The sequence below is a fragment of the Geodermatophilus sp. CPCC 206100 genome, from assembly GCF_048569675.1.
Classification (GTDB): Bacteria; Actinomycetota; Actinomycetes; order Mycobacteriales; family Geodermatophilaceae; genus Geodermatophilus.
Window position 1 is genome coordinate 124,486 of sequence record NZ_JAQISV010000004.1, and the last position, 23,520, is coordinate 148,005.

Below are 23,520 nucleotides of genomic sequence, written 5' to 3' on the forward strand. Positions count from 1 at the left end.
CTGTGCCGGACGCAGCCGACCTCGAGCGGGTACTGCGCGCGGCGGGTCTGCGGGTCACCCGGCCGCGCCTCGCAGTGCTGGACGCCGTCCACGCGCAGCCGCACCTCGACACCAAGGCGCTGATCAGCGCGGCGCGTGCCCGGCTCGGTGCGGTGTCGCACCAGGCGGTGTACGACGTGCTCCGTGTGCTCGAGGACTCCGGCCTCGTGCGGCGAATCCAGCCGGAGGGCTCCGACGCCCGCTACGAGGCGCGTGTCGGCGACAACCACCACCACCTGGTCTGCCGCGACTGCGGGGCCATAGCCGACGTCGACTGCACGGTCGGCGCCGCTCCCTGCCTGATCCCCTCCTCCGAGGCCGGCTTCGTCATCGACGAGGCTGAGGTCCTGTTCTGGGGTCGCTGCCCGTCCTGCGCAGCGAGCCCTCCTCCCGCCCCCTCCCTCCGCAGCGCACAGAGAGGCACGTCGTGACCAACGAGATCGACAAGAACCAGAGCGAGAGCACCAGCGAGAGCGAGAACCCGGCGATCCCCTCGCCGACCCAGGTCACCAACCGGCGACCGCAGAGCAACCGGGACTGGTGGCCCAACCAGGTCGACCTGTCGGTGCTGAACAAGCCCTCGAAGGACTCCGACCCGCTCGGCGCGGACTTCGACTACCGGGCCGCGGTCGCCACGCTGGACGTCGAGGCGGTCAAGCGCGACCTCGTCGACGTCATGCGCACCTCGCAGGACTGGTGGCCGGCCGACTGGGGTCACTACGGCCCGCTGTTCATCCGCATGTCGTGGCACGCATCCGGGACCTACCGCATCGCGGACGGCCGGGGCGGTGGCGGCGAGGGCGGGCAGCGCTTCGCCCCGCTGAACAGCTGGCCGGACAACGCCAACCTGGACAAGGCCCGCCGGCTGCTGCTGCCGGTCAAGCAGAAGTACGGCCGCGCGCTGTCCTGGGCCGACCTGCTGCTGCTCGCCGGCAATGTCGCCCACGACGACATGGGCCTGAAGACCTTCGGCTTCGCCTTCGGCCGCGAGGACAACTGGCAGCCCGGGGAGGTCTTCTGGGGGCCGGAGGACACCTGGCTCGGCGACGAGCGCTACGCCGACGACACTCCGCTCGACCTCGACGAGGGCCCGCTCGCGAACGTGACCATGGGGCTGATCTACGTCAACCCCGAGGGTCCGAAGGGCCAGCCCGACCCGCTCGCCTCCGGCCACGACATCAAGGTGACCTTCCGCCGGATGGGCATGACCGACGAGGAGACCGTCGCCCTCATCGCCGGCGGGCACACCTTCGGCAAGACACACGGCGCGGGCAACCCCGAGCTGGTCGGCCCAGAGCCCGAGGGCTGCCCCGTGCACGGCAACGGCCTCGGCTGGATCAGCCAGCACGGCACCGGCAAGGGCGCCGACACGATCACGAGCGGCCTCGAGGGCGCCTGGACCCCGACGCCGACGACCTGGGACAACACCTACTGGGAGACGCTGTTCGGCTACGACTGGGAGCTCGTCGAGAGCCCGGCCGGAGCCAAGCAGTGGCAGCCGGCGAACCCCGAGGCGCAGGAGCTCGTCCCCGACGCGCACATCGAGGGCAAGAAGAACCCGCCGATGATGTCCACGGCCGACATGGCCCTCAAGGTCGACCCCGAGCTCCGCGCGTACGCGGAGCGCTTCCGGAACGACCCGGAGTACTTCGCCGACCAGTACGCCCGCGCCTGGTTCAAGCTGCTGCACCGCGACATGGGTCCCAAGGTCCGCTACCTCGGCCCGGACGTGCCCGCCGAGGACCTCATCTGGCAGGACCCGCTCCCGGCCGTGGACCACGAGCTCGTGGGCGAGGCGGAGATCGCCGACCTCAAGCAGCGGCTGCTCGCCTCGGGGCTGACCGTCTCGCAGCTGGTGCACACGGCCTGGTCCGCCGCCGCGTCCTACCGCGGCACGGACAAGCGCGGCGGTGCCAACGGCGCGCGGTTGCGCCTCGAGCCGCAGATCAACTGGGCGGTCAACGAGGGCGTCCGGGACGTGCTGCCGGTGCTCGAGCGGCTGAAGGGCGAGTTCGAGCAGCAGACCGGCAGGAAGGTCTCGCTCGCCGACCTGATCGTGCTCGGCGGCAGCGCGGCGGTGGAGAAGGCCGCGGCGGACGCCGGCGTGCAGGTGACCGTGCCGTTCAGCCCCGGTCGCACCGATGCGTCGCAGGAGCAGACCGACGTCGACAACTTCCGCTGGCTCGAGCCGCGGGCCGACGGTTTCCGCAACTGGCTCGCGCCGGGCAGCAAGCTCGAGCCGGAGACGCTCCTGGTGGACCGGGCATACATGCTGGAGCTCACCGCCAAGGAGATGACCCTGCTCGTCGGCGGCCTGCGGGTGCTCGGCGCCAACACCGGCGGTGCGGAGCACGGCGTCTTCACTGACCGCCCGGGCGTGCTGTCGCAGGACTTCTTCCGCAACCTGCTCGACCTGGGCATCTCATGGCGCACCTCGGTCGCCACCGAGGGCGTCTACGAGGGGCTGGACGCCGGCGGCAACGTCGTGCGCACCGCCACCGCGGCCGACCTGGTGTTCAACTCGAACTCGATCCTGCGCGGCATCGTCGAGGTCTACTCGGCCGACGACGCGAAGGAGAAGTTCGTCCAGGACTTCGTCGCGGCCTGGGTCAAGGTCATGGAGCTCGACCGCTACGACCTGCGGTAGACGCCACCTGTCCGGACGCCCCGGCCCGCATCCCGCGGGCCGGGGCGGCCGCGCGTCGAGGGGTTCCCCTCAACGGACTCTGCGTGTTCCCCCGTCAAGGAGCTCTGGAGTCCTCGCCACTGGCCCGAAGCCGGGGCAGGGTGATGCTGCCTCAGAGCGCCCGTCGAGGCCGAGCGCCGGGTCCCGGGAGGAACCGCTCATGGCGGTGGACGAAGGGGAACTCAGGGAGTCCCGCCAGAAGTGGGGACGGGTGGCTCTGCTCGCCGGTGCCGTCAGTGCCGCGACGCTGTTCGCTCAGACGCTGCTGTTCCTCATCGACGCGGTCGGGATCCTGCCGGGCGGTCCCCCGTTCCGAGAGACCGGCGCCGGCCGAGACGAGGATCTCGCCGCGTTCTTCGTGGGAGTCGCGGAACGGCAACACGACGTCGCCTGGAACATCGCCCTGAGAGACGTTGCCGGGCCGATCGCGGCCATCGCCCGATCGTGCTCGCCCGCGCCTTCGTCCGCCTGAGAGGCGACGGCCAGGCCGGCCTCGAGTCCTGGGCGCTGGTCTTCTCCGTGGGTGCGTTGCTCAAGGGGCTGGCCGACCTCGTCTACCTGAGTCAGCTGGGCCTGTGGCGGGACACCGGCTTCACGGCCGAGCCGCCCGCGGACATCATCGCGGTCGGGCGCACCTCCGAGGCGATCACCGACCTCGCCGACCACCTCGAGCACGCAGCCTTCCTCACCTTGGCCGCAGGCCTGGCGGGGCTCGCCGTCCACCTGGGTCACCGGCTCAGGCTCCTCGCCAGGGTGGTCGCCCTGGGGTTGGTGGTCAGCACCGTCTCGGCACTCACCCGTTCTGCAGTCGTGTACGACGTGGCTCGCTCCTGACGGGCGCCCTCCTCGGGCCTGCGCTCCTCGTCGGGCTCGGCCGGTGGCTCGCCCGCTCGACTGCAGTGCACGGCTGAGCGTCGGGCTCGATATCGCGCCACCATCGGCCGACGGTGCCCGAAGTCGTCACGATGGCAGTCGACCGCGGCGCTGATCTCCTCTCCCCGCGGCGAGGGAAGGCCGCCCCTGACGGCTGGGGTCGGACCCCGGATTCGGCCCGGTGCTGCGCGCGGCGTACCGCAGGCCGACAGGAGGCTCGCCGGCCAGCTGCAGCGCCTCTACTGCACCGACGTCGTCCAGCCCGTCCTGGCCGGTGAGCTCGAAGAGCTCGATCTGCTCTTCGATCCACCGCTGGTGGCTGTTCCACGCCGTCAGCGGCGTGGTGCTGAGCACCGCGCCGATCCGCTCCCACGCCGCTCCGGCGCGCAGCGCGGCGCGGATGCCCCGGTGCTGCGCGTCATAGGCCTGGCGAGCGACGAGAACGCCGAGGTCGAGCAGCTCCAGGGACTCTTCGGAGTCCAGCGCTTCGACCTGGCCGCGCAGGTGGTCGGTCCAGGAATGCGAAGGTCGGACGGCGGGGCGCTGGAGCGCCGCCGCGCTGTCCCGCCGGCTCAGGAAGTCCAGCCGGGTCACCGCCGTGACAACTGGGATCTCGCCCTCGCGGAATCCACGCCTGACCGTCATGGCGACCGAGAATCCGCGACCGGCGGGCCGACCTCCGGCACGACCTCGCGTGTCGTGGCGTGGACTCGGGACACGCGGCCGGGCATCACCCTCCCCACTGGCGAGAGCACCGAACGACACGAGATCGGCACCCGGGCATGGCGGCCGGCGTACCCACGGGACGCTCGCCGTTGGCGCCGTCCGACCCTGCATCCAGATGGTGCGGCACTGCGGAAGAACCACCGTGCGGCGGCGGACACCCCGGCGGCCCCCGCCGCCGCGATCCCCGATCCCCGCCGGGAGAGGAGCGTCGTCGGTGACCGCATCCGACCTGCCCACCAGGACCAGCGCGGACGAGGCGCTCGGCGATGAGGCGATGACCCTGACCCTCCGGACCGGCCGGGACGGCGCGGTCACCGTGTCGGTCGCCGGGGAGGTGGACACCTTCACCGCCCCGACGCTGCGGTCGGCAGTGGACGCCGAACTGGAGCGGCGGCCCCCCGAGCTGGTGCTCGACCTGCGCGGGGTCAGGTTCCTCGGCTCGGCCGGTCTGGCCCTGCTCGTGCAGACGCAGAAGTCAGCCGACTCGCGCGGCATCGTGCTGCGGCTGATCGCCACCACCCGTCCGGTGATCCGGCCGCTGGAGGTCACCGGGCTGCGCGCCGTCTTCACCATCAGCGGCGACCCGCGGTAGTCCTTCAGCCCGGCGCGTGGGCACACCTCCGGCGACCGCAGTCGACGGCGGGGCCCGGCCGGCTGCAGGCGTCCCCGGGGATCGGAGCCAGCCCTTCGTCCACTGGTGATCGGCCCGCCTTCTTCGAGCAGTCGGGTGCCGGCGACGAAGATCCGGTCCTGGGTCACCCGGCTGCGGGCCTGCAGCGCCGGCGGCACGATCGACGGGTCGCTGCTCACGGCCGCAGCCCACGACCGGGGCGGACTGCGGGCGCCCCCTGATGTGAATTGCTCCTCACATCGAGGCGGCGGGCTCCTGACGGCGTCCGCACGGTGCGCGGACCCTCACCGGTCGAACACCGCGCCCAGCGCCGCGGCCACGTCCCGGTGGTCCCGGACCAGCCGGAGTCGGCCCCGGCCGAGGCGGGCGAGGTCGCGGCCCAGGTCGACGTCCTTCTCCCCCGAGACGTCCAGCAGCACGTCCAGGCGCGGGAGGCGGGCCGCGATCGGCCGCGGATCGGGACCGGCGTTGTGCACGCAGTCGCTGAGCAGCAGCACGCGGGCGTCGCGGGCCGGTACGGCAGCGAGTTGCTTCGCGGCCGTCTCGAGGGTGAAGGTCAGGTTGGTGAGCCCCTGCGCGGGCACGCGGAGCAGCAGGTCCAGCACGGTGAGCGGGGCGACCTGCTCGCCGAGGCGCACCAGGACGGCGGCGTCGGACCAGAAGGCGACGACGGCGACCCGGTCGCGGGCCAGCTCGCCGGCGAGGGCGCCGACCGTGGCGGCGGCCGTCCGCACCCGCTCGCCCCTCATGGAGCCGGAGACGTCGACGACGAGGACGACCGAGCGGCGCTGGCGCACCCGCTCGCGGACGACGATGTCGCGCTCCTCGGGGAAGGGCTTGCCGGCGAGCAGGTCCAGCGTCCGCTCGAGGTCGAGCTCGTCCGAGCCCCCGGCCCACGGCAGGCTGGTCAGCTCCCCCACCCCGCGGCGGGGTCGGTGGTCCCGCGGCGGTCGCGGCACGGACAACCGCCGGGCGATCACCCGCGCGCGCTGCCGGGTCTCCTGATCGGCCGCGGACTCGGCGGCGAGGTCGGCCAGCGGGATGAGGGCAGCCGGCTCGTCAGTCGTTCCGGAGGCCGTCCCCCCGGGCCGCGGCGCGGGGGCCCGGTCGCGCCGCCGGTTCCCCGAGGACAGCGCGAGACCTGCGCCGCCGGGCGCCGGCTGGTAGAGCGAGGGCTGCTCCGTCAGCTGCTTGGGCTTGCGGCGCAGCGGAGTGAGTCCCCGCTGCGTGCCCCCCGCCCCGCGGCGGCGAGTGATCGGGGAGTCGGCCCCGATCGCTCTTCAACCGGGCTCGGCCACCGAGGGCTGCAGCAGGAAGTGGTCCTCCCAGATCTCCCTGAGCACCGCTTCGGGCGTGGTCTCCACGGTCTCGTCGAGGAAGATCCGGCCGGACAGCGCCACCAGCAGCGCGTCGAGGACGACGTCGGTGTACTCCTCCGGCAGTCCGCGCGGCGGTTCGACGGAGGGCTCGTCCGGCAGGGGGACCTCGCGCATCGCGGCCAGCTGAGCCGCGACCAGGGCGAGGTCGATGGCACCGCGCACGCTGCTGCCCTGCCGGACGTCGTCCCGGACCCGCGTGGCACGGGTCAGCGCCACCGCGTCGGCGAGCAGCCGCGGGGACTCCAGTCCGGTGCGGCGGCCGACGATGCCGCGCTCGGCCTCCGCGTCCTGGTACCCGATGGCCAGCCGGACCATCCGGTCGTGCACGGAGGTGGAGAGCCGGGTCGTGCCGATGGTGTCGTAGGGGTTCATCGATGCGACGAGCCGGAAGGTGGGCAGCGCCTCCACCGTGCCCACCCGGGGCACGGCGATCCGCCGCTCGGCCATCGCGGTCAGCAGCGTGTTCAGCGTGTCCTCCGGCGCGCGGTTGAACTCCTCGACGTAGAGGAACCCGCCCGTGCGCATGGCCTCGACGAGGGGGCCGGGGACGAAGTTGTCCGGCGTGTAGTCCTCGCGGAGCACCCGCGCCGGGTCGTGGTGGCCGACGAGCCGGGTGGGGGTGAGGTCGGCGTTGCCCTCGACGAACACCAGCGGCACGTCCCACTCGGCGGTGAGGGAACGCAGCAGCGTCGACTTCGACGTCCCCGGCGGACCCTCGAGCAGGACGTCCCGGCCCGCGGCGACCGCGGCGAGCAGCAGGTCCAGCTCGCGGGCGCGGCCGACCAGGTGCCGGGCGACGCGGCGGCGCACCTGGCGCACGGAGGCACCGTCGTCTCCGGTGACCCGCCGTCCGGTGACCAGCGGATCGTCCCCCGCGCCGTGCGAGCGGTGGGTGCGGTTCTCGGCCAGGGTCTGCTCCTCGGTGTGGACGTCGGACGACGGCGGACGACGGGTCAGACGACGGCCGCTCCGGCGTCGACCGACAGCTGCGTGCCGGAGACGTAGCGAGCCTCGTCCGAGGCGAGGAACAGCACGGCGTGGGACACGTGCACCGGCTCGATGAAGGGGATCCCGAAGGGGTTGAGCCCGGCGAACGACGGCTCCGCGTCCTCCCGGGTGGGGTGGTCCAGATCGGGCCGGAAGAGCTTGTACGTCGTCTCGTTGGTGACCATGTCGGTCTCGATGGCGTTCGGGTGGATCGTGTTGACCCGGATGCCGTGCGGGCCGAACTCGTTCGCGAGCACCTTCATCAGCCCGACGACGCCGTGCTTGGTCGTCGTGTACGCCGCCACGTTGGCCAGGCCCTTGAAGCCGGCCAGTGAGCTGATGATGGTGACCGAGCCGCCGGGGCCACTGGCCAGGAGGTGCGGCGTCGCCGCCTTGATCGTGTGCCAGACCCCCGTGATGTTGATGTCCATCAGGTCCTGCCAGGACTGCTCGGGGACCAGGTGGGTCGCGGTGCCGAAGGTGAAGATGCCGGCGTTGGCCACCACGGCGTCCAACCGGCCCAGCTGGGCCACCCCTGCCTCGACCGCGGCGGTCAGGCCGTCGATGTCCCGGACGTCGGCAACCTGGGCGACGATCCGCCGGTCGAGCGCCTCGACCTGGCGGACCGTCTCGGCGAGGTCCTCCTCGGTCGCCCCCGCGTAGAACGGCGTGACGCTGTCGACCTCGGCGCAGAGGTCGACGGCGATGATGTCGGCGCCCTCCTGCGCGAGCCGGACGGCGTGGCTGCGGCCCTGGCCGCGCGCCGCGCCGGTGATGAAGGCGACCTTGCCCTCCACTCGACCTGGCACGGTGTTCCTCTCGATCGACCGACCTGACGGGTCGGGGTGGCCCGATCACGCCGCCGGAGCTCGGCCGGTGCCGTGCGTGCTGCGAACTGCGACCTGGCTCACACCCGGGCTGCGACGGTAATGGCACCCGGTGCCACATGACAAGCCGAGCGGTCCGACCCCGTCAGACCGGCGGCTCCGGCGGGAGCAGGAGGTCGAGCATGCGGGCCAGCGCGCCGGCCAGGTCGCTGCCCGGGTGCGCGATCCAGTACTCGTGCGCCGCCAGTGTCGCGGCCAGCACCGCGTGCCCGACGGCCACCGGGAACACGTCGTCGTCGTGCGGTCGCGCGGCCGCGAACTCGGCGGCCGCCGACCGCCACTGCGCGTAGATCCGGGTCGCGTGGGCCTGGAGGACCGGCTCGCCGAGCACCAACTGCGCCCGCTGCCAGGCCCACTCCCGGTCCTCCGGAGGGAAGTGGAGGGCGGCCAGGACGGCGCGGACGACAGCCGGACGGTAGGGCTCACGGGGGGCGGCGGACGCCAGTGCCTCCCGGAGGCGAGCGAGTTCGGTCGGCGAGTCGGCGAAGCAGACGTCGGCCTTCGTCGGGAAGTACCGGAAGAACGTGCGCCGCCCGATCCCGGCAGCGACCGCGATGTCGTCGATGCTCACCTCGTCGAACCCGCGAGCGATGAACAGGCGCTGGGCCACCGCGGCGAGCTCGTGGGCGCTCGTGACCGCCGGTCTGCCGCCACGGTCACCGGTCGCCCCTCTCCCCCGCTGCACCACTCCGGCAGCCTGCCCGATCCGTGCACCGCCCGCCTCTTCACTTGTGGCACCGAGTGCCATAACGTGCGGTGCAGGTCACAGTCGGCCACCGGGGTCGATGGCCGCGAGAGGAGTCCCCATGGGAAGGGTCGAGGGCAAGGTCGCCTTCATCACCGGAGCCGCACGTGGGCAGGGCCGCAGCCACGCGCTCCGGCTGGCGGAGGAGGGCGCCGACATCATCGCCGTCGACGTCTGCAAGCAGGTGGACACGGTCCCCTACGCGACGGCGACGCCCGACGACCTGGCCGAGACCGTCCGCCAGGTCGAGGCCCTCGACCGGCGGATCGTCGCGGCCGAGGTCGATGTCCGCGACCTCGCCGGGCTGACGACGGCGGTGGAAGAGGGCGTGGCCCAGCTCGGCCGCCTCGACATCGTGCTCGCCAACGCCGGCATCTCCACGCCCGCCTCGACACTCGAGATGGACGAGGACACCTGGTCCACGATGATCGACGTCAACCTCACCGGCGTGTGGAAGACCGTCCGCGCCTCGGTCCCGCACATCGTCGCCGGCGGTCGCGGTGGCTCGGTGGTGATCACCAGCTCCCTGGCCGCGATCTACGCCAACCCGAACACCGCGCACTACTCCGCGGCCAAGGCCGGCCTGGTGATGCTGGCGAAGGTCATGGCCAAGGAGCTGGGGCCGCAGAACATCCGGGTCAACACCATCCACCCCACCACGGTGGCCACCGACATGATCCTGAACAAGCCGACGTACCGGCTGTTCCGCCCCGACCTGGAGGACCCGACCCGGGCGGACTTCGAGGAAGCCGCACTGACCCTGAACAAGATGCCCGTCCCGGCCATCGACGCGGTCGACATCTCCAACGCCGTCCTCTACCTCGTCTCCGACGACGGCCGCTACGTCACCGGCACCACCCACGTGGTGGACGCCGGTGGCCAGCTCTGAGCCACCCCACCCACCGCTGACACGAGGAGGAACAACCATGGGCATGCTCGACGGCAAGGTCGCTCTGATCACGGGCGGCGCGCGCGGCCAGGGCCGGGCGCACGCGCTCACCTGCGCCCGCGAGGGCGCCGACGTCATCGTGGTCGACATCGCCGACCAACTGGAGACCGTCCCCTACAAGATGGCCACCCAGGGAGACCTGGACGAGACGGTCCGCCAGGTGGAGGCCCTCGACCGCCGCGCGCTCGCGGTGACCGCGGACGTGCGCTCCCAGGAACAGCTGGACGAGGCGGTCCGCCGCGGGCTGGCCGAGTTCGGCCAGATCGACATCCTCATCGCCAACGCCGGCATCTGGACCCAGGGCGCGTTCTGGGAACTGTCCGAGCAGTCCTGGGACGAGATGATCGGCGTCAACCTCACCGGCGTCTGGAAGTCCGCCAAGGCCGTCGCTCCGCACATGATCGAGCGACAGACCGGCTCGATCGTCATCACCTCCTCCATCAACGGCCTGGAGCCGGGGATGAACTACGCGCACTACGTGTCCGCCAAGCACGCCGTCGTCGGGCTCATGAAGAACATCGCCCTCGAGCTGGCACCGCACGGCATCCGGTGCAACTCCGTACACCCCGGCGCCATCAAGACGCCCATGACCGATCACCAGGGCGCCTGGGACATGTTCGCCGGCCACGAGGGCGGCACCGAGGCGGACATGCTCGAGGGCGGCTACTCGTTCCGCGCCCTCAAGGGGACGACGTTCATGTCCCCCCAGGTCATCGCCGACACGGCGCTCTACCTCAACTCCGACCTGGCGGCGAAGGTCACCGGCGTCACGATCCCCGTCGACGCCGGGCACATGATCCTCCCCGGGATCAACACCGCCCCGGTGCGGTGACACCCTGTGCCGCTCCGCTCCCGCCGCGCCGGGAGCGAGGCGGCACAGGTGGTCCCTCGCGAACCGTCGCACGGGCAACTGCTGCACGCCCGGGCGAACGGCGGCCCGGGCCGGCCTGCGGCGAGCGCGGCGGCCGTCGTCGCCCCGCGGCTCGCGGACGCCGGCACCATCACCTCCGCGGCCGAAACCGACCCGGACCGCGTTCGTGGGACTACCAGGTCGGGGCCACTGCTCGACCACGCACGCCGAGGGCTCGTCCCCCGCCGTCCGGGCACGTCCTGCGGAACGTCGTCGAGCCTGGGTCCTTGACGGCATTCCCGCGGGAACGTCTCCCCCACGTCGAGGAAGTCCCGGTCAGGACCAACCTGTCCCGTCGTGACAGATGGGAGGTCAGTGAGTCACTCGCGCTCGGCGAGAGCCGCGAGCCGGGCGAGGGAGGCCTCGAGCCGCTCCGTCGTCGTCGCCCGGGCACGGGCGAAGCGCTGCTCATCGGTCAAGCGGGTCCAGTCGTAGGTGTGGGTCACGCGCGTCCGCGACGAGTCGATCGGTTGGAGCTCCCACAGCCACACGTGTCCTGGCGGCTCTCCGCCCGGCTCCGCGGGTCGCCAGGCGATCCGCCGGCCCTCCTCGAACTCGACCACATGGTTCTCCCGGACGCTGCCCTGTCTGAGGGTCATGGTGAACACCTCACCGACCGCCCGGACGCGCTGCCCGCTGGGAGCCTCGGCCAGGTTGTCGTTCCCGTCCCAGCGAGGCTGGTGAGCCGGGTCAGCGATCAGCTCGAAGATCCGCCCCGCGTCGGCCGCGATCTCGCGGCTCGCGCTGGCGATGCGCAGGAACTCCTCGTCGCCGGACATGCCGACATCGAAACACGAGCGCAGCCGATGGCGGCCGGAGCACGCGATGGCCCGACGAGGGCGGTTGGGCCGGTGGCGGCTCGCACGCGCCCGGGGTCACACCCGTCCTTCGCTCCTGGCCTTGATCCCCTCGGCCTCGGCGGTCAGGTAGCGATCGGTGAGGCGGCGATAGAACCGTCCCATGACCGCCCCCACGGGCCCGGCCTGCTCCACCGCCAGGGTCACGCGCGTGCCACCGGCGCCCAGGTCCGCGAGCACATGTCGTGCGGTGGTGCGAACACCCGGGCCGGTGGCCACCCAGGTGAACGAGCGGCCCGGCTCGAGCGAGGTCACCACGTACTCGGTCGCAGGGATCCGGGGTTGCTCGACCCGGACCCGGGAACCGACGGCGAGCGGCCCGTCGTCCAGGCGCCGCACCGAGGTCACCGTCGGCGCCCACTCCGGCCACCGCTCGACCTCGCGCAGCACCTGCCAGACCTGCTCGACCGGGGCCCCGACGTCGATACTGGTGCTCTGCTCCACCGGGTCATCCTCGAACGGGGGTCAAAGAGCGCCGACCGGAGCCCGGTCGAGGCGTCCGCCGCTGTGACGGCGACGCGGCCGTACGCGGCCGCGGTGACGAACTCCCCACGAGCTCCTCAGGCGTGCCCCCGTTCCGACAGGACCCGGGAGATGCCTCTCGCGGCGGTGGTGACCGCGCCGCCGAGTCGTCGCGCGTCGATGCGAGCCTCCGGGACGACCACGGACAACGCCGCGACCACGCGGTCGGCCGGTGTCACGATCGGCGCGGCGACGGAGACCATCGGTACGGGACTGGCGCGTCTCAGCGTGGCGGTCCGGTTCTGGCGCACGCCGGCGAGGGTCCGCCTCAGCGCCGCGGAGGGCACCGGCACCATCTCGGGCTCCTGCACGAGGTTCCGAGACAGGATCGCCTCCTGCACTTCCACCGGGGCGTGAGCGAGGAGAACGAGGCCGGCACCGGTCGAGTACAGGGGGAGCCGGTCCCCCGGGTGGTAGAGCGGTGTCAGGGCTCGGTGGGACGAGATCCTGTCCACCAGAACGCCTTCCTCCCCGTCTCGGACGACGAGCAGGACGTGCTGGTGGACCGACTCGGCGAGGTCACCCATGAACGGCAGGGCGATCTCTCGCAGCCCCTGGCCCCTGGGCGCGAGGGAGGCGACTCGCAGCAGGCGCAGTCCCACGGTGAAGCGGCCGTCCTCATCCCGCTCGAGCGCGCCCCAGCTGACGAGTCGACCGGCCAGGCGGGCAGCTGAGCTCTTGGGGATCCCGCTACGCCGACTCAGTTCGAGGAGGTTGAGCCGAGGGTGGTCCCGGTCGAAGGCGGCGAGCAGCGCCAGCCCCCGGTCGAGGACCGGGTCACCGTGCGGCGGGCGGCGACCCCGCCGGGCCGGAGGCTGAGGCGACGTCATCGAGCGACCTCGAGCTGGGTGTCGTCCGGCGGCGCCTGGAGATTGCGGGCCATTGATCGGGATTGTGCCTCACACGGTGTGAGCCGCTTCACCGAAGCTCTCCCCGTCCGGCAGCGCGCCGGCTGATCGCTGGAGGCGCTGCGGATCAGCGCCCCGGCGAGGTCGGGGCCTGACCCGGTCGGCAACCGAGGACTCCGCCGCCCGCGACCGGCGCCGAACCCGGCAGCACCGCTCCGGCGGCCCCACCAGCAAGTCACGGCGAAGGAGAGACCATGGCAGTCGTCAGTGCCGTCCTGGCCACCACGCACCATCCGTTCTTCTACCGGGAGACCGAACTGACGCCGCCGGAGAGGCGACGTCCTGAGGCAGCCGAGTGGAAGCGGAAGGTCGAGGCCTACCGCGAGACCCTGACCGCAGCACGGCCTGACGTGCTGGTCATGGTGGGCGCCGACCACTTCCACCAGCTGTTCTACGACAACTACCCGACCTTCCTCATCGGCAAGCAGCCGACGTACGACGCCACCTGGCACAACGAGGAGCGGTACTTCGGGCTGCCGACGTTCGTCCTGGACGGCCACGAGGATCTCTCCGGCTACATGCTGCAGGGGCTCATCGACCGCGGCTTCGACTTTGCCGTCAGCCACGAACTCAAACTCGACCACTCGATCACCTGCGCGATCGTCGCGGTCCGGCCGGAGGGCGACCTGCCCATCGTGCCGATCTACACCAACATCTTCGCTCCCCCGCTGGCCAGCCCCGCCCGCTTCTACGCCCTCGGCGAGGCCATCCGGGAGATCGTCGAGGCGTACCCCAGCGACCAGCGCGTCGCGGTCATCGGCACCGGGCACCTCTCCCTGGAGATCGGTGGCCCCCGCCAGTTCCAGGACACCGCGCCCGATCTCGAGTTCGACCGCCGGGCGGTCGAGTGGCTGGCCGACGGAGACATCGACGCCATCCTCGAGCACGTCACGCCACAGGTCCTCGAGGCGGCCGGCAATGCCACGGACGGCTTCCTCGACCTCGTCCTCATGCTCGGTGTGGCCGGCCGCGGCAAGGCGCACTACGCCGACCACCTCGAGCTCTTCCAGACGACCGAGGCGTTCTTCACCTGGTACCCGGGAGGGGACCCGCGGTGAGCAGGTACTACGTCAACAAGTTCCTCTTCCAGGCCGATCGCTCCCCCGAGCTGCTCGCCGCGTACAAGGCCGACCCCGTCGCGGCTCTGGCGCGATGGGAGGAGGACCACGGCCGGTGGCTCGACAAGAACGCGACCGTCGAACGCACCACCTGGCTGTGCTTCACCGACGAGGAGCGCCGCGCGCTCGAGGAACAGGACCATGTCGCGCTCTTCGAACTCGGCGCCCACTGGTTCCCGACGCTGCAGGTCTTCGTCGGGATGCACGAGAAGGACTACGAGGCCAGGAGCGGCCCGCTGGCCTACCAGCGGGAGTTCGCGGCCGACCTCGCGCACTGGCGCGGCAGGAACCACCCCGACATCCGGCCCTGACCGGCGCGTCCCCACCCACCCATCCACCCGGCCCGACACATCGGCGTCCGGCGCTGCGCCGACGTCCCGACCCCAGATGAAGCAGAGGACCACATGACCGCCAAGACCCTGCAGGACAAGATCGACGAGCACGGCGACGTCGTCGGGATGCTCCGCAACTCCACGGCCCTGCCGTACATCTCGCACCCCGTCGTCCAGCCGGAGTTCCACAACTGGCGGGACGAGTCGCTGGCCTGGCGCCAGGGCGTCGTGCTCTTCGACCAGACGCACCACATGGACGCGCTGTACATCCGGGGCCGCGACGCGCACCGGCTCATCAGCGAGACCTCGGTGACGACACCCAGCTTCCCCGTGGACTCGGCCAAGCAGTACGTCGCCGTCAACCACGACGGGCACGTGGTCGGCGACGGCATCATCCACCGGGAGGGCGACGACGACTTCATGTACGTCGGCCGCTCCCCGGCGGCGAACTGGCTGCTGTTCAACGCCGAGAAGGGCGGCTACGACGTGGACGTCGACGTCGACCGGCGCTCATCCGAGTACCCGCTCGGCCGGCAGGTCACGCGACGGTACTGGCGCGTGCAGATCCAGGGGCCGCGGGCCTGGGAGGTCATCGAGAAGATCAACGGCGGTCCGGTCGAGGAGATCAAGTTCTTCCGCGAGGCCTGGATCAGCATCGGCGGCGTGCGTGCCCGGTCGCTGCGGCACGGGATGGCCGGTGCACCGGGTCTGGAGATCTGGGGGCCGTACGAGTCGTACCTGCAGGTGCGGGAGGCGATCCTGGAGGCCGGGCAGGAGTACGGCATCGTGCCGGTCGGCGCCCGCGCCTACCCCACCTCGGCCGTCGAATCGGGCTGGATCCCCTCGCCGCTGCCGGCGGTGTACACCGGCGACCGGCTGCGCGACTACCGCGAATGGCTGCCGGCCGACAGCTACGAAGGACGCCTCCCGCTCGCCGGCTCGTACGCCCGTGAGTCGGTCGAGGACTACTACCTCACCCCCTGGGACCTCCGGTACGGCTCCTTCGTCAAGTTCGACCACGACTTCATCGGCCGGGAGGCACTCGAGGCTCACGACCCCGAGACGTTCCGCCGCAAGGTCACCTTCGCCTGGAACGCCGAGGACGTGACCCGCATCCTCGGGTCGGTCGTCAACGTCGACGGCCCCCAGTACAAGTACCTCGAGCTCCCGCTGGGCAACTACGGGCAGTCGCAGTACGACAGCGTGCTCGACGGAGTGGGCAAGCTGGTGGGGCTCTCCCTCCTCAACGTCGCCCTGTCCTACAACGAGCGCCGCGTCCTCTCCACGGGCGTGGTGGACCGCGACGTGCCCGACGGCGCGGAACTGGAGCTCGTCTGGGGCGAGCCCGACGGCGGGACGCGCAAGCTCAACGTCGAGCGTCACGAGCAGACGACGGTGCGGGTGGTGGTCAGCCCGTCGCCGTACTCGGCCGTCGTCCGCAGCGAGTACCAGGGCGGTTGGCGGAGCTCGGACACCGTGCTCTGACCTCTCGTGCCCGCCTGCGGCACACCGGATCGAGGGCGACCGGGGTTCTCCGACCCCACGCCGGCGTGCCGCAGCCCGGCGCGGGAGCACGGCGACGTCGACGTCCCGACCGACACCGCCGACCTGAACGCGTGGCCGGCCGATCGCTCCGGCACCCGGCTGCCCGAGTCGGCAGTCGACGGCGACACCTCCGAGCAGCCGGTCCCGCCAGGAACTCGATCCTCCGCCCCTGCCCCACCCCTGCACCTCATCGACAAGGAGACCGCGATGCGGCAACACCCACGTCTCACGGTCAGCGCGGCGCTCGCCGCGGTGACCGCTTCACTGCTCGTCGGATGCGGGTCGGACGCCGAGCCGTCGGCGACCGCCTCATCGGGTGTCGTCACCCTCAGGGTGGGCGTGTTCCCCATCGCCAACCTCGCCCCGCTCTACGTGGGCATGGAGCAGGGCTTCTTCGAGGAGGAGGGCCTGAGCATCGAACCCGTGGAGCAAGGCGGCGGCGCGCAGGTGATCACCGCGCTCAGCGCCGGTGAGGTCGACGTGGGCTGGTCTTCCACCCCCGGCACCATCATCGCCGCCGCCCAGGGCCTGCCCATCAAGATCGTCGCCCCCGGGACCGTCGGTCCGGACTCCGCCGACGCGATGACCGGCCAGCCGATGGTGGTGGCGGGCGACAGCCCGATCCAGAGCATCGAGGACCTGGCAGGGAAGAAGATCGCGGTCAACACCGTCGGGAACATCCTCGAGGTCACCATCTCGGCGGCGCTGGAGAACGCCGGTGTCGACCCGGGATCGGTCGAGTTCGTGGAGATCCCGCCGCCGGACCAGCCGGCAGCGCTGGCCACCGGGAACGTGGACGTCATCTCGGCGTCCGAGCCGTTCTACACGCAGGTCACGTCGTCCGGTGCGGGCCGGGCCATCTTCGACGCGTTCTACGCCGCGGCGCCCAGCCTCCCCACGGGCCACTGGATCTCGACCGACCCGTATGCGAGCGAGAACGAGGACGTGTTGGCTCGCTTCAACCGGGCGATCACGCAGGCGAACGAGTTCTCCAACAGCAACCCCGACGAGGCACGTGCGGCCATCCCGACGTTCACGCAGATCCCGCCGGAGATCGTGGACAGGATCGGCCTGTCGACGTGGTCGGACGACATCGACGTGAGCGGTCTGGAGACGGTGCAGACCCTGACCCGCACGTACGGGCCGCCGGACCTGGAGGAAGTCGACCTGACCTCGCTCGTCCTCCAGTAGTCACGACGGAGGCGCGACCGGAGGACCTCCGGCTGCGCCTCTGTCGGTGGGTCCCCCGGTCCGTACGTCGTCGGTCGCCCGGCATCGGCGGAGGTGGGCGCCGCACTGGTCGACAGGCGCCGCGCCGCGCCGTCGTCCGCCCAGTTCGGGCTGCCCGGCACGGAGGTCGTCGGGCGCCGGAGCCCTGGCGGCCGATCGCGGTCCGCGCCAGAGTGGCCCGGACCGCGCCCACGCCACGGGGAGGACCACGCATGACGGCCAGCGACGTGAGCATCCCGGCGCCCGGCGGACCCCTGCCCGGCCATCTCGCCACGCCCACGGGGTCGGGCCCGTGGCCCGGCGTGGTGGTCCTGCACGACCTCGTGGGCATGAGCTCCGACCTGCGCGAGCAGGCCGACTGGCTGGCGGGCGCCGGTTACCTCGCCGTTGCCCCGGACCTCTTCCGCGGCAACCGGCGCCCGACGTGCATGATCCGGATGATGCGCGAGACCTGGCGCCGTCGGGGCCCGACCTTCGCGGACATCGAGGCGACCGGCCGCTGGCTGGCCGAGCGGCCCGCCTGCACCGGCCGGGTCGGTGTGATCGGCTTCTGCCTGGGCGGTGGCTTCGCCCTGTTGCTGGCGGCCGAGCACCGGTTCGACGCCGCCAGCGTCAACTACGGGCCCGTCTCGAAGAAGGTGTACAGCGAGGAGGTCCTTACCGGCGCGTGCCCGGTCGTCGGCAGCTACGGCGCCAAGGACCCGGGCAACCGGGGCGCCGGCGACCGGCTCTCGCGGATCCTGGCCGCGGTCGGTGTCGACCACGACGTGAAGACCTATCCCGACGCCGGGCACTCGTTCCTGAACGACCACGATCCCGCCGACCTGCCGGCGCTCTTCGCCGTGCAGTTCCGCCTCACCGGGAACCCGTACCACGACCCCTCGGCCCAGGACGCCCGCCGCCGGATCCTCGACTTCTTCGGACGCCACCTGGCGCAGTGACCTGCGCGCTCACGACCCGCGCCGAACGATCCGTTCGGCGAGCGGCACGGGGGCGGACGCGCTGCGACACCCCCCGCCGCGTCATCGAGCGGGTCAGCGGGGTCTGACGACGAGCAGTGCGACGTCGTCGTCGGCCGGCCCGGTGACCACCCGGTCGAGGACCTCGTCGCACACCTCGGCGGCGGAGCGGCCCGCGAGACCGGCGAGCACGGCGGACAGCCGCCGCAGCCCCTCGTCGATGCCGGTGCGCTGGTGCTCGAGCAGCCCGTCGGTGTAGAGCACCACCGTGTCCCCGCGGCGCAGGTCCAGCAGGTGGTCGCTGCGCCCGGTGGGGACGCCGGTGCCCAGGAGGCGTTCGGCTGGGCGTTCCAACACCTCCACGCCGCCTCGCTCCCGCAGCAGCAGCGGGGGCGGATGACCGGCCGAGGACCAGCGCAGCGCCCACCGCCGGACGGCACCCGAGGGCGGGGGCTGCTCGAGGGAGGCGACCAGCACCGTGGCCAGCGTGCCGAAGCCCAGCCCCGTCAGCGCCCGGTCGGTGCGCTGCAGGGTCGAGCCCGGACCGTCGCCGTGGTCGTACGCGAGGGCGCGCACGGTGCTGCGCAGCTCCGACATGGCCGCCGTCGCGTCGACGGAGTGCCCGACGACGTCGCCGACGACCAACGACATCGCGCCATCCGGCTGGAGGAAGGCGTCGTAGAAGTCCCCACCGACGAGCGTGTGCCGGCTCGCCGGCCGGTAGCGGACGGCGATGTCGAGGTCGTCGGTGTGCGGCGGCGGGGTCAGCAGGCTCCGCTGCAACGTCTCGGCGACCTTCAGCTGGCGGCCGTAGAGCCGGGCGTTGTCCAGCGCCAGTCCGCCTCGACGAGCGACCTCCATGGCCGTCTCGACCTCAGCCGCGGTGTGCGGCGGCCGGTCGCCGGCGTTGGCGAGCGACAGGGCACCGATGGTCTCGCCGTGGACGATCAGCGGCAGGAGCACGACCGAGCTGACGGCCAGCCGCTCCCAGGCGGCCCGGACCGGCTCGCTGGACGGCGCCGGACCGCTGAGCTCCGGGTCCGCGCTGGTCAGCTGCACCGGCCGGCCGTTGAGCAGCCTCGTCATCAGCGCCGGGCGGTCCCGCGCTCCGCTCGGGCGCCCGTTGAGATAGGTGTCGAGGTCCTCGAGACGCTGAGGATCACGGTGCGCGCGCGCCGTCCGCGGCGCCCCGCCGTCGTCGCCGAGCACGGTCACCGTCGCCCAGTCGGCCAGTCGCGGCACCGCCAGCCGCGCCAGTCGGTCGGCCGTCTCTCCGGTGTCGAGACTGCGGATCATCGCGTCGCTGACCTCGGCGAGGAGGGCGAGCCGATCGCGGTCGTCGGGCGGCCGAGCGCAGGGTCCGGTCGACGGGAGACCGCCCGTGGCGGCGTCGGTCACGATCCCTCCGTCCCGTCCCGAGCTCCGGCGTGCCCGACGAGCAGGCACCCTACGGGCCTGCGGCTGCCCAGTTCCAGCACCCGCCGGGGTGGGTCCGACACGTCCGGTTGCACGAGGCCGGCACACCGCCGCCCACCTGCTGAGCGAGAACGTGCACTCGGGGGCCGGACGCCGGCGCCGCCGACGACGCCGCCGAGCCACGGCTCTCAGCCGACGTGCACCCGCGGACGGCGCGTGCGGTCGGGTTCGGCCTCCCGGAGCACCTCCCGCGTCACCGGGGCGACCTCCCCCGCGCCGGTGAAGACGAACCGCAGCAGGTCGGTCAGCGGATCGCCCTCGGTCCACTCGACGAACATGTGCAGGCCCCGCTTCGTCTCGTCCCGGACGTGCAGCAGCAGCGCTGCCAGCGCATCCGGGACACTGGATCTCGTCATCCGCAGCACCCGATACCGCTCGTGGCGCATCCGGCTCGTTGGCCACCAGGCGGGTCTCCCGCCGGGAGCAGTCCCGGACGAACATCTCCGCCATCGCGTCCAGCCGGACCTCGGTCACTCGCAGTTCCAGGGAACGGGTCAGCCGGGACACGAGCGACACGCTGCGACACACCGACCCCATGGCCAGATCGCCGCCTGGAGTTTGCGCTGCCGACATCTGGCGGGCCGACTCTCGTGGCATGACGGCCAGCCTGTACGTGACCGGCACCCATGTTGCGTCCCTCGAGCGTGATCCGTTGCGGGACGGCCGGGACCTCAACCGCCTGGTCAACGTGGCCCATGCGGTGGCCCGGCCCGTCGTGGACGGCCTGGCAGCGTCGATCTGCGGCGTGCTGGTCACGGCGATCGCGGACATGGAGTGGCGAGCCGCGTGGGCAGTTCCGCGGTGCGAGGAGTGCGAGCGGATCACCGTGTGACGGTGAGCGGAGGCAGTGGTCGCCCGAGCCGGTGGGCTCACCGACGACGAGGTCGCCCTTCGAGAGGACGCGGCTACTGTCCGGACGTGCGCCCGGTCTCCGCGGCGGGTGCGCCGCTGGGGAGCCCGGAGTCCGCCGAGGCGTCGCGCGCTCTGGGCACCGACGTCGTCGGTGCCCGACCGCTCGGGGCGAACCGCTCGACGAAGTCCAGCGCCGTCCGGGCGACCTCGCGCCAGCCGTGGTCGATCGTGAGGGCATGGCCGCGGTTCGGCATCCTCACGATCCCCGTCACGGCGGGGTTGCGCCGCTGCCGCTTGTAGGTGGCGTGCGCGATCGCCCACGGCACCGTGTGGTCCTTCTCGCCCTCGATGATCAGCAGCGGACCGCGGTCGGGGTTCTTCGTGTCGACCTTCGCCTCCGTCCGCGGATTCAGGTTCGCGTTGCCCATCTGCACGAGCGAGAGCCCGGAGCCGGCGACGTGGTACCTGTCGTAGAGCTCCCTCGCCTCCTCCGCGTCGAGCGCGTTCGCCCAGCTGTACCTGAACTGGTCGAACGTGAGCGTGAGCGCCCGGCCGCGGGTGCGCGGGTCGATCAGGAACGGGCCCGCCGACCGGAGCGTGGCGGCCGGCAGCGGCAGGACGCCGCGGAAGATCCCGGGGTCGATCGCCACCGTGGCCGCCGAGAGGCCCCGGCCCGCGAGCATCTGCGCCAGCAGACCCCCGGTCGAGTGCCCGATGAGGGCCGGCTTCCTGTCCAGGGCCTCGATGACCTCGGTGGTGTGATCGGCGATCTGCCTCAGGGACTTCCCGGCGAGGATCTCCGGCTCCGCCCGGGCGGCTTCGATCGTGTCCGGATCGTCCGGCCAGTCCGGCGTGAGCGGTGCGTACCCGGCCTGCCGGAAGAGATCCGCCCAGTTGGCCCAGCTGCTCGGCAGCAGCCAGAGGCCGTGGATGAAGACGACCGGGGTGTCGCCGGAGGCGTTGGCGGCCTCGATCTGCCGGATCTCCCGCTCGGACGTCGATGCCATGACGAGTCTCCTCCGGTCGGAGTGGATGAGTCAGGGAGTGCTGGGAGCTGACGAGGGCCTGAGCAGCTCGACCTCCTGCGCCTCGGGACCGTCCTGCCGCGGTGGCTGCCGGTCAGGTCGGCGTCGCACTGCTGCCGCCGGGGTCCTCGCGCGGATCGTCCTGGGCCCGTCCTGGCCGGCACCAGTGCTCTTCGTCCCTCGAGACCAGCCGTGCCCGCGGCTCGCGACGCCTGGTGCCGCTCACGCCCGGAGTGGGTCCACCGCCTCGACGACGACCGGTCCGCGGCGGTGCGCGATCCGGCCCGACCGCTTCAGCCTCACTGGAGCCGCCCTCGCGGACACCCTGGCTCGTTGCTCGTGATCTCGAGGGACCGACACAGCGCCTCGGGCGACCGAATCGGCTGCGCTACCGGTGACGGGACCCTGCCGGCACCCGAGACGTCCACGATCGAGTCCCAGCGGTCGCACGCACACGAGGAGGTCACAGGAGGCCGCGCTGTCTCGTCTCCTGCACACCGGGCTCGTACCGGTGGCCGTCGATCCCCTGCGCAGATCGAGGCGCACGAGGTGCTTGCCGCTCGCTGACCGAACGCTTCGACCGTTTCGAGCCGGCTCGGTGCCAGTGGCACGCGTAGCCGGCTCGGCCACCTGGAGGAACCCATGATCGGACGCTCCGGCACGGACACCGAGGCCTCGGCTCGGCCCACCGTGATCATCGGCGTGGTGGTCGCCCTGGCCGCCGCGATCTGCCTCATGCTGTTGGCCTTCTCCGCGCCCCCGATGAACTCCGGTCCCCACGACCTGCCGCTGGCGGTCTCGGGACCGGCTCCAGCTGTCAGTCGGCTGCAGGACGCCCTGGACGAGAAGAGGCCGCACGGCTTCGAGGTAGCGGTCCATGCCCATGGCGACGAGGTCACCGATGCGATCGAGAATCGCGATGCCGTGGGCGGGATCTCGATCACCCGCGAGGGAGTCGAGGTCAGAACCGCCTCTGCCGCAGGCGTGCCGTACGCCACGCTGCTGCACGACATCGGCAACGGTCTGGCGGCCGAGGGGCTGGAGGTGACCTACACCGACGTCGTACCACTCACCGACGACGACCCGACCGGGGCCGGCATCGCCGCGCTGGCCCTTCCGCTCGCGATCGGTGGCACGATCTCGGCCGTACTGCTCACGACACTCTCCCGCCGTCGAAGGGGACTGCGAGTCGCCGGCTCGGTTGCCTTCTCCGCCCTGACCGGGCTGGCCACGACAGCCATCCTCCAGTACTGGCTCGGAGCCATCGACGGAACCTACTGGGGCACCGCGGCTGGGGTGGGGCTCGGCATCGCCGCGATCTCCCTCACCGTCCTCGGGCTCGAGTCACTGCTGGGGTACGCCGGCATCGCGATCGGCGCCCTGACCATGGTCTTCGTGGCCAACCCCCTCTCTGCACTCGCCACCGGGCCGGGCTGGCTGCCGCAACCCTGGGGTGACATCGGTCAGCTCCTACCCATCGGTGCGGCAGGAACGGTCATCCGCTCCGCAGCCTTCTTCGAGGGAGCCGGCTCCCAGCACGCCCTCCTCGTGCTCGGCGCGTGGATCGTGCTCGGGCTGGTCCTCCTCGTCGCTTCCCTGCGGAGACCGACGACGACACTCCGGGCGCAGGTCGGAGGTGAGCAGGGGTGACCTCAACCCCACTCACCATGCCATCGGCGATCACCGGAAACCGGACGGGCACGTTGAGCTCCGGGTGAGCCGTCCGCTGCTCCTACGCCTGGAGGAGCACCGACATCGTCGCCGCCGAACGGGCCGCACGCTCGCCCTCGCGCGGCTCCGCGGTTGGCCAGTGCTCCGACGATCCCGCTGTCCGTGTGCGGCTTGCGCCTTCCGCAGGAGTGGTTGAGCGCAGCGCGTCCTGCG

Annotated in this window: 25 protein-coding genes and 1 pseudogene; 14 read left to right on the top strand and 12 right to left on the bottom strand. The window is 72.0% G+C overall.

Annotated elements, in window-relative coordinates:
• Nucleotides 1-2: 2 nt before the first annotated feature.
• The 4 genes from PGN05_RS02430 to PGN05_RS02445 all read left to right on the top strand — a co-directional run bounded on the left by PGN05_RS02430 (nucleotide 3) and on the right by PGN05_RS02445 (nucleotide 3,559).
• Nucleotides 3-470, top strand: coding sequence for a Fur family transcriptional regulator (locus PGN05_RS02430; protein WP_419750865.1), 468 nt, complete (start codon nucleotides 3-5; stop codon nucleotides 468-470).
• Nucleotides 467-2,686 (top strand): catalase/peroxidase HPI, encoded by a 2,220-nt coding sequence (gene katG / locus PGN05_RS02435; protein WP_419750867.1) that lies wholly within the window; start codon nucleotides 467-469, stop codon nucleotides 2,684-2,686. The genes PGN05_RS02430 and katG overlap by 4 nt, the downstream gene beginning before the upstream one ends.
• 199 nt (nucleotides 2,687-2,885) lie before the next feature.
• Entirely contained in the window at nucleotides 2,886-3,197 is a 312-nt protein-coding gene (locus PGN05_RS02440) for a hypothetical protein (RefSeq protein WP_419750869.1), read from the top strand.
• Nucleotides 3,170-3,559 (top strand): hypothetical protein, encoded by a 390-nt coding sequence (locus tag PGN05_RS02445; protein WP_419750871.1) that lies wholly within the window; start codon nucleotides 3,170-3,172, stop codon nucleotides 3,557-3,559. The genes PGN05_RS02440 and PGN05_RS02445 overlap by 28 nt, the downstream gene beginning before the upstream one ends.
• A gap of 126 nt (nucleotides 3,560-3,685) precedes the next feature.
• On the opposite strand, the gene PGN05_RS02450 is transcribed toward PGN05_RS02445, so the two are convergent.
• Nucleotides 3,686-4,243 (bottom strand): hypothetical protein, encoded by a 558-nt coding sequence (locus tag PGN05_RS02450; RefSeq protein WP_419750873.1) that lies wholly within the window; start codon nucleotides 4,241-4,243, stop codon nucleotides 3,686-3,688.
• A gap of 295 nt (nucleotides 4,244-4,538) precedes the next feature.
• Here PGN05_RS02450 and PGN05_RS02455 point away from each other — a divergent pair, with 295 nt between their 5' ends.
• Nucleotides 4,539-4,916, top strand: a complete 378-nt coding sequence (locus PGN05_RS02455) for an STAS domain-containing protein (RefSeq protein ID WP_419750874.1) — start codon at nucleotides 4,539-4,541, stop codon at nucleotides 4,914-4,916.
• 323 nt (nucleotides 4,917-5,239) lie between these two features.
• Here PGN05_RS02455 and PGN05_RS02460 read toward each other — a convergent pair whose 3' ends face one another.
• From PGN05_RS02460 to PGN05_RS02475, 4 genes are all read right to left on the bottom strand, one after another.
• A complete protein-coding gene (locus tag PGN05_RS02460; RefSeq protein WP_419750876.1) occupies nucleotides 5,240-5,875 on the bottom strand; it encodes a vWA domain-containing protein in 636 nt (211 codons plus the stop codon).
• Between the two features lie 360 nt (nucleotides 5,876-6,235).
• Nucleotides 6,236-7,153, bottom strand: a complete 918-nt coding sequence (locus PGN05_RS02465) for an AAA family ATPase (RefSeq protein WP_419750877.1) — start codon at nucleotides 7,151-7,153, stop codon at nucleotides 6,236-6,238.
• Between the two features lie 134 nt (nucleotides 7,154-7,287).
• A complete protein-coding gene (locus PGN05_RS02470) occupies nucleotides 7,288-8,130 on the bottom strand; it encodes a mycofactocin-coupled SDR family oxidoreductase (RefSeq protein ID WP_419750879.1) in 843 nt (280 codons plus the stop codon).
• Between the two features lie 163 nt (nucleotides 8,131-8,293).
• Nucleotides 8,294-8,818 carry a TetR family transcriptional regulator gene (locus PGN05_RS02475; protein ID WP_419750880.1) on the bottom strand — a complete coding sequence of 175 codons (525 nt, stop codon included), beginning with the start codon at nucleotides 8,816-8,818 and terminating at the stop codon, nucleotides 8,294-8,296.
• Between the two features lie 196 nt (nucleotides 8,819-9,014).
• On the opposite strand from PGN05_RS02475, the gene PGN05_RS02480 reads away from it, so the two are divergent.
• Nucleotides 9,015-9,842, top strand: coding sequence for a mycofactocin-coupled SDR family oxidoreductase (locus PGN05_RS02480; RefSeq protein WP_419750881.1), 828 nt, complete (start codon nucleotides 9,015-9,017; stop codon nucleotides 9,840-9,842).
• Between the two features lie 37 nt (nucleotides 9,843-9,879).
• Complete coding sequence (locus tag PGN05_RS02485) at nucleotides 9,880-10,734, top strand: mycofactocin-coupled SDR family oxidoreductase (RefSeq protein ID WP_419750883.1); 855 nt, start codon at nucleotides 9,880-9,882, stop codon at nucleotides 10,732-10,734.
• 398 nt (nucleotides 10,735-11,132) lie between these two features.
• Here the strand turns inward: PGN05_RS02485 and PGN05_RS02490 are convergent, their stop codons facing one another.
• The 4 genes and pseudogenes from PGN05_RS02490 to PGN05_RS02505 form a co-directional block, all read right to left on the bottom strand.
• A complete protein-coding gene (locus tag PGN05_RS02490; protein ID WP_419750884.1) occupies nucleotides 11,133-11,591 on the bottom strand; it encodes an SRPBCC family protein in 459 nt (152 codons plus the stop codon).
• Between the two features lie 96 nt (nucleotides 11,592-11,687).
• The gene (locus PGN05_RS02495; RefSeq protein ID WP_419750885.1) at nucleotides 11,688-12,113 is read right to left on the bottom strand and encodes an SRPBCC family protein; all 426 of its coding nucleotides are present in this window, start codon (nucleotides 12,111-12,113) and stop codon (nucleotides 11,688-11,690) included.
• 116 nt (nucleotides 12,114-12,229) lie between these two features.
• Complete coding sequence (locus PGN05_RS02500; protein ID WP_419751042.1) at nucleotides 12,230-12,793, bottom strand: IclR family transcriptional regulator; 564 nt, start codon at nucleotides 12,791-12,793, stop codon at nucleotides 12,230-12,232.
• Between the two features lie 27 nt (nucleotides 12,794-12,820).
• Nucleotides 12,821-13,021: pseudogene (locus PGN05_RS02505) on the bottom strand (helix-turn-helix domain-containing protein); the annotation flags it as partial.
• A gap of 272 nt (nucleotides 13,022-13,293) precedes the next feature.
• Between PGN05_RS02505 and PGN05_RS02510 the strand changes: the two are divergent.
• From PGN05_RS02510 to PGN05_RS02530, 5 genes are all read left to right on the top strand, one after another.
• A complete protein-coding gene (locus tag PGN05_RS02510; RefSeq protein WP_419750887.1) occupies nucleotides 13,294-14,157 on the top strand; it encodes an extradiol ring-cleavage dioxygenase in 864 nt (287 codons plus the stop codon).
• Entirely contained in the window at nucleotides 14,154-14,528 is a 375-nt protein-coding gene (locus PGN05_RS02515; protein WP_419750889.1) for a hypothetical protein, read from the top strand. Before PGN05_RS02510 ends, PGN05_RS02515 begins: the two co-directional genes overlap by 4 nt.
• A 93-nt stretch (nucleotides 14,529-14,621) precedes the next feature.
• The gene (gene ligM / locus PGN05_RS02520; protein WP_419750891.1) at nucleotides 14,622-16,034 is read left to right on the top strand and encodes a vanillate/3-O-methylgallate O-demethylase; all 1,413 of its coding nucleotides are present in this window, start codon (nucleotides 14,622-14,624) and stop codon (nucleotides 16,032-16,034) included.
• Between the two features lie 267 nt (nucleotides 16,035-16,301).
• A complete protein-coding gene (locus tag PGN05_RS02525; protein ID WP_419750892.1) occupies nucleotides 16,302-17,285 on the top strand; it encodes an ABC transporter substrate-binding protein in 984 nt (327 codons plus the stop codon).
• Nucleotides 17,286-17,536: 251 nt separating this feature from the next.
• Nucleotides 17,537-18,265, top strand: a complete 729-nt coding sequence (locus PGN05_RS02530) for a dienelactone hydrolase family protein (protein WP_419750894.1) — start codon at nucleotides 17,537-17,539, stop codon at nucleotides 18,263-18,265.
• Between the two features lie 93 nt (nucleotides 18,266-18,358).
• Here the strand turns inward: PGN05_RS02530 and PGN05_RS02535 are convergent, their stop codons facing one another.
• The gene (locus PGN05_RS02535; protein ID WP_419750895.1) at nucleotides 18,359-19,681 is read right to left on the bottom strand and encodes a PP2C family protein-serine/threonine phosphatase; all 1,323 of its coding nucleotides are present in this window, start codon (nucleotides 19,679-19,681) and stop codon (nucleotides 18,359-18,361) included.
• 206 nt (nucleotides 19,682-19,887) lie between these two features.
• Nucleotides 19,888-20,115 (bottom strand): hypothetical protein, encoded by a 228-nt coding sequence (locus tag PGN05_RS02540; RefSeq protein ID WP_419750897.1) that lies wholly within the window; start codon nucleotides 20,113-20,115, stop codon nucleotides 19,888-19,890.
• Nucleotides 20,116-20,354: 239 nt separating this feature from the next.
• Between PGN05_RS02540 and PGN05_RS02545 the strand changes: the two genes are divergently transcribed.
• Nucleotides 20,355-20,591, top strand: coding sequence for a hypothetical protein (locus tag PGN05_RS02545; protein WP_419750899.1), 237 nt, complete (start codon nucleotides 20,355-20,357; stop codon nucleotides 20,589-20,591).
• A gap of 73 nt (nucleotides 20,592-20,664) precedes the next feature.
• Here the strand turns inward: PGN05_RS02545 and PGN05_RS02550 are convergent, their stop codons facing one another.
• Nucleotides 20,665-21,618 (bottom strand): alpha/beta hydrolase, encoded by a 954-nt coding sequence (locus tag PGN05_RS02550; protein WP_419750901.1) that lies wholly within the window; start codon nucleotides 21,616-21,618, stop codon nucleotides 20,665-20,667.
• Between the two features lie 660 nt (nucleotides 21,619-22,278).
• Here PGN05_RS02550 and PGN05_RS02555 point away from each other — a divergent pair.
• A complete protein-coding gene (locus PGN05_RS02555; RefSeq protein ID WP_419750903.1) occupies nucleotides 22,279-23,286 on the top strand; it encodes a hypothetical protein in 1,008 nt (335 codons plus the stop codon).
• Nucleotides 23,287-23,520: the final 234 nt, after the last annotated feature.